The sequence below is a fragment of the Chryseobacterium sp. P1-3 genome (assembly GCF_000738495.1).
Taxonomy (GTDB): Bacteria; Bacteroidota; Bacteroidia; order Flavobacteriales; family Weeksellaceae; genus Chryseobacterium; species Chryseobacterium gallinarum.
This window is the reverse complement of the sequence record NZ_JPEQ01000036.1, coordinates 1-5,802: the sequence shown is the minus strand read 5'-3', so window position 1 is coordinate 5,802 and position 5,802 is coordinate 1. Positions and strand designations below refer to the sequence as shown.

Here is a 5,802-nt window from a genome sequence, read left to right as displayed (position 1 = left end):
AATAGCCACGGGCTTTAGCCCGTGCTCAATAAAAACCATAAAATTCCACAGGCTTTAGCCAAAACATATTTACTATCCGGAATCTATTATCTATTATCTATTATCTATTATCTATTATCTATTATCTGTTATCTGTTTCTCACTCTTCACCCTGTATAAGTGCAGGGATAGTTCCAGGTACATAGGCGTGGGATAGATATAATATAGATGGGATGGGTCTATAACAAAAAAAGTCTCACACATTACTGTATGAGACTTTTAAAATAAAATAAAAACTGGCGGCGGCCTACTCTCCCGCGTTAGCAGTACCATCGGCGCTGGTGGGCTTAACTTCTGTGTTCGGAATGGGAACAGGTGAGCCCCACCGCTAAAACCACCCTAAAGAAGGTATATAGCATCTGGCTATTTGCTGCTGGCTTTTGGCTTTTTTGCCAATCGCTAACTGCTTACTGCCATTTGCGGTTTTTAAGCGATAAAAACTCTCACAAAGACAAAACCTTTACTGCGCATAAAGTACTTGTCATTTATTATATGTTTAATATGATAATTTTATAGCAACCATAGGCTATAAATCTACGGGTAATTAGTACTACTCGGCTATGACATTACTGCCTTTACACCTATAGCCTATCAACGTTGTCATCTACAACGACCCTTAAAAGATGTCTCATCTTGAGGCGAGTTTCGCACTTATATGCTTTCAGTGCTTATCTCTTCCAAACGTAGCTACTCAGCGGTGCACCTGGCGGTACAACTGATACACCAGAGGTTTGTTCAATTCGGTCCTCTCGTACTAGAATCAAGCCCTCTCAAACATCTAACGCCCGCAATAGATAGAGACCGAACTGTCTCACGACGTTCTGAACCCAGCTCGCGTGCCACTTTAATGGGCGAACAGCCCAACCCTTGGGACCTTCTCCAGCCCCAGGATGTGACGAGCCGACATCGAGGTGCCGAACCTCCCCGTCGATGTGAGCTCTTGGGGGAGACTAGCCTGTTATCCCCGGAGTACCTTTTATCCTATGAGCGATGGCCCTTCCATACGGAACCACCGGATCACTATGTCCTGCTTTCGCACCTGATCGACTTGTTGGTCTCACAGTCAAGCACCCTTATGCCATTACACTCTACGCACGGTTACCAAGCGTGCTGAGGGTACCTTTGAAAGCCTCCGTTACTCTTTTGGAGGCGACCACCCCAGTCAAACTACCCACCACGCAATGTCCTTCCATAGGAAGTTAGGCTCCAAGTAAGTAAAGGGTGGTATTTCAACGACGGCTCCACAAACACTAGCGTGCCTGCTTCAAAGCCTCCCACCTATCCTACACATTACTTACTCAAAGTCAATACGAAGTTATAGTAAAGGTTCACAGGGTCTTTTCGTCCCATTGCGGGTAATCGGCATCTTCACCGATACTACAATTTCACCGAGCTCGTGGCTGAGACAGTGCCCAGATCGTTACACCATTCGTGCAGGTCGGAACTTACCCGACAAGGAATTTCGCTACCTTAGGACCGTTATAGTTACGGCCGCCGTTTACTGGGGCTTCAGTTAATGCCTTCGCTTACGCTAAGCACCTTCCTTAACCTTCCAGCACCGGGCAGGTGTCAGACCCTATACAGCATCTTTCGATTTAGCAGAGTCCTGTGTTTTTGATAAACAGTCGCCTGGGCCTCTTCACTGCGGCCTCCCCGGAGGGAGGCGTCTCTTCTTCCGAAGTTACGAGACTATTTTGCCTAGTTCCTTAGCCACGACTCACTCGAGCACCTTAGGATTCTCTCCTCGACCACCTGTGTCGGTTTTGGTACGGGTTGCTTCACTTCGGCTTTTCTTGGATCAGATTACTCTACAGCAGCTTCGCCCGAAGGCTAGGCCTTGACTATTCCGTCAGTCTCCAGCAGATACATCCAACCGTCCCCTTTTATCGTGAGCAAGTCAGGGAATATTAACCCTGTGTCCATCCACTACCCCTTTCGGGTTCGCGTTAGGTCCCGACTAACCCTCAGCTGATTAGCATGGCTGAGGAAGCCTTGGTCTTTCGGTGAGGGGGTTTCTCGCCCCCTTTATCGTTACTTATGCCTACATTTTCTTTTCTATCCGCTCCACAATACCTCACAGTACTGCTTCGGCGCAAATAGAATGCTCTCCTACCAGATATATTATAAAATATAAATCCATAGCTTCGGTAATATGTTTATGCCCGATTATTATCCATGCCGGACCGCTCGACTAGTGAGCTGTTACGCACTCTTTAAATGAATGGCTGCTTCCAAGCCAACATCCTAGCTGTCAATGCAGTCCAACCGCGTTGCTTCAACTTAACATATATTTGGGGACCTTAGCTGTTGGTCTGGGTTCTTTCCCTCTCGGACATGGACCTTAGCACCCATGCCCTCACTGCCGCAAAACATTTATTAGCATTCGGAGTTTGTCAGGAATTGGTAGGCGGTGAAACCCCCGCATCCAATCAGTAGCTCTACCTCTAATAAACTTTGTTGCGACGCTGCACCTAAATGCATTTCGGAGAGTACGAGCTATCTCCCAGTTTGATTGGCCTTTCACCCCTACCCACAGGTCATCCGAAGACTTTTCAACGTCAACCGGTTCGGTCCTCCACTCTGTGTTACCAGAGCTTCAACCTGCCCATGGGTAGATCACAAGGTTTCGCGTCTAATCCTACTAACTATCCGCCCTATTCAGACTCGCTTTCGCTCCGGCTCCGTAACTTAATTACTTAACCTCGCTAGTAAAATTAACTCGTAGGCTCATTATGCAAAAGGCACGCCGTCACAGCATTACGCTGCTCCGACCGCTTGTAGGCGTACGGTTTCAGGTTCTATTTCACCCTTCTATTCGAAGTGCTTTTCACCTTTCCTTCACAGTACTTGTTCACTATCGGTCTTTCAGGAGTATTTAGCCTTGGAGGATGGTCCCCCCATATTCAGACAGGATTTCACGTGTCCCGCCCTACTCATTTATCATCTTAATATACCTTTCGAATACCGGGCTATCACCGTCTATGGCTGTTCTTTCCAGAACATTCTTCTAAATATATAAAGACTTTTGGGCTAATCCGCTTTCGCTCGCCACTACTTACGGAATCTCTTCGATTTCTTTTCCTCCGGGTACTTAGATGTTTCAGTTCTCCGGGTTTGCCCCTCTTACGAGGTAATACATCTTCAATGTATTGGGTTGCCCCATTCGGATATCTACGGATCAATTCGTGTGTGCCAATCCCCGTAGCTTTTCGCAGCTTACCACGTCCTTCGTCGCCTCTGAAAGCCTAGGCATCCGCCATACGCCCTTAACGATTTCTTTCCTATTTTTGGTTACTCAAGCGCTTTATGCGCTCGGTTTTCTCTTTGTGATGTCTTTACCGTTAATGTCAATGATCTTAATTGCTATTTCAAGTTTAATTCGCAAATATTGTTTTTGGCTCTATTTGCTTGTTTAAAATTAAACCATCCACTATGTGGAGAATAAGGGAGTCGAACCCTTGACCTCCTGCGTGCAAGGCAGGCGCTCTAGCCAGCTGAGCTAATTCCCCCTCTAGGTGCTTCTAGCGATTTGCTTCTTGCTTTTGGCTTTCTTGCCATCTGCTATAAGCGATTTGCCAGCCGCCTTAATTAGTAGTCTCGGGCAGGCTCGAACTGCCGACCTCTACATTATCAGTGTAGCGCTCTAACCAGCTGAGCTACGAGACTGTCTGTTAGACTAACAGATTTCAGATATTAGATATCAGACTGCGCTTCCTTCTTTTATCTTGCCTCTTTGTCCCAATCCCTTTACTAATTTCTAGTGGGTTGTGTATTTATAATATAACCAACCAAACAAAAAACTAAAGCTTTACTTTAAGTAAGTACTGTGTCTCTAGGACACTAATTTTGTTTAACGTTCTTCAACGCTCTAAAATGAGATGTTCCAGCCGCACCTTCCGGTACGGCTACCTTGTTACGACTTAGCCCTAGTTACCTGTTTTACCCTAGGCAGCTCCTTTTACGGTCACCGACTTCAGGTACCCCAGACTTCCATGGCTTGACGGGCGGTGTGTACAAGGCCCGGGAACGTATTCACCGCGCCATGGCTGATGCGCGATTACTAGCGATTCCAGCTTCATAGAGTCGAGTTGCAGACTCCAATCCGAACTGAGACCGGCTTTCGAGATTTGCATCACATCGCTGTGTAGCTGCCCTCTGTACCGGCCATTGTATTACGTGTGTGGCCCAAGGCGTAAGGGCCGTGATGATTTGACGTCATCCCCACCTTCCTCTCTACTTGCGTAGGCAGTCTCACTAGAGTCCCCAACTTAATGATGGCAACTAGTGACAGGGGTTGCGCTCGTTGCAGGACTTAACCTAACACCTCACGGCACGAGCTGACGACAACCATGCAGCACCTTGAAAAATGTCCGAAGAAAAGCCTATTTCTAAGCCTGTCATTTCCCATTTAAGCCTTGGTAAGGTTCCTCGCGTATCATCGAATTAAACCACATAATCCACCGCTTGTGCGGGCCCCCGTCAATTCCTTTGAGTTTCAAACTTGCGTTCGTACTCCCCAGGTGGCTAACTTATCACTTTCGCTTAGTCTCTGAAGCTTGCGCCCCAAAAACGAGTTAGCATCGTTTACGGCGTGGACTACCAGGGTATCTAATCCTGTTCGCTCCCCACGCTTTCGTCCATCAGCGTCAGTTGTTGCTTAGTAACCTGCCTTCGCAATTGGTGTTCTAAGTAATATCTATGCATTTCACCGCTACACTACTTATTCCAGCTACTTCAACAACACTCAAGACTTGCAGTATCAATGGCAGTTTCACAGTTAAGCTGTGAGATTTCACCACTGACTTACAAATCAGCCTACGGACCCTTTAAACCCAATAAATCCGGATAACGCTTGCACCCTCCGTATTACCGCGGCTGCTGGCACGGAGTTAGCCGGTGCTTATTCGTATAGTACCTTCAGCTTTCCACACGTGGAAAGGTTTATCCCTATACAAAAGAAGTTTACAACCCATAGGGCCGTCGTCCTTCACGCGGGATGGCTGGATCAGGCTTTCACCCATTGTCCAATATTCCTCACTGCTGCCTCCCGTAGGAGTCTGGTCCGTGTCTCAGTACCAGTGTGGGGGATCACCCTCTCAGGCCCCCTAAAGATCGTCGACTTGGTGAGCCGTTACCTCACCAACTATCTAATCTTGCGCGTGCCCATCTCTATCCACCGGAGTTTTCAATAAAAAACGATGCCGTCTCTTATATTATGGGGTATTAATCTTCCTTTCGAAAGGCTATCCCCCAGATAAAGGCAGGTTGCACACGTGTTCCGCACCCGTACGCCGCTCTCAATTGCCCGAAAGCAATCTACCGCTCGGCTTGCATGTGTTAGGCCTCCCGCTAGCGTTCATCCTGAGCCAGGATCAAACTCTCCATTGTATGTTTGTCTGACTCACTCAAAGTTTTTTAACGCTTTAGTTTTTCCTTACTTGGTTGTTATATTGTATGTCAATGATCTTTATATCTTCCGCTTTTTAACGAAGCAATCTTTCTGTCTATATCCGCTCCGTATTTGCGAGTGCAAAAGTAAAACTTTATTTTGTAATGACCAAATGTTCCTAAAGAAAATTTTAAAGTTTTTTAAGTAACCTTAATTCTTCTCAAAACCTCAATCACCCCTACTCCTGCGCTCCGATTTATTCGGACTGCAAAGATACAAACTCTTTTTAAAACCACAACTCTTTTTGTCAAAAAGTTTTTAATGTTTTTTTCGTCCGTCTCTTTTTGAAGTATTATAATGTTCTTGCTTACCTA

2 tRNA genes and 3 rRNA genes are annotated in these 5,802 nt (G+C 46.4%); all 5 read right to left on the bottom strand.

Annotated elements, in window-relative coordinates:
* Positions 1-273: 273 nt before the first annotated feature.
* Positions 274-381, bottom strand: a 5S ribosomal RNA gene (gene rrf, locus HX13_RS21615).
* A gap of 182 nt (positions 382-563) precedes the next feature.
* A 23S ribosomal RNA gene (locus HX13_RS21610) occupies positions 564-3,319 on the bottom strand.
* Between the two features lie 155 nt (positions 3,320-3,474).
* Positions 3,475-3,548, bottom strand: a tRNA-Ala gene (locus HX13_RS21605).
* Between the two features lie 83 nt (positions 3,549-3,631).
* Positions 3,632-3,705, bottom strand: a tRNA-Ile gene (locus tag HX13_RS21600).
* A 205-nt stretch (positions 3,706-3,910) separates the two neighbouring features.
* Positions 3,911-5,427 (bottom strand): 16S ribosomal RNA (locus HX13_RS21595).
* Together the 16S, 23S and 5S rRNA genes with 2 tRNA genes alongside form the textbook arrangement of a ribosomal RNA operon.
* Positions 5,428-5,802 lie beyond the last annotated feature (375 nt).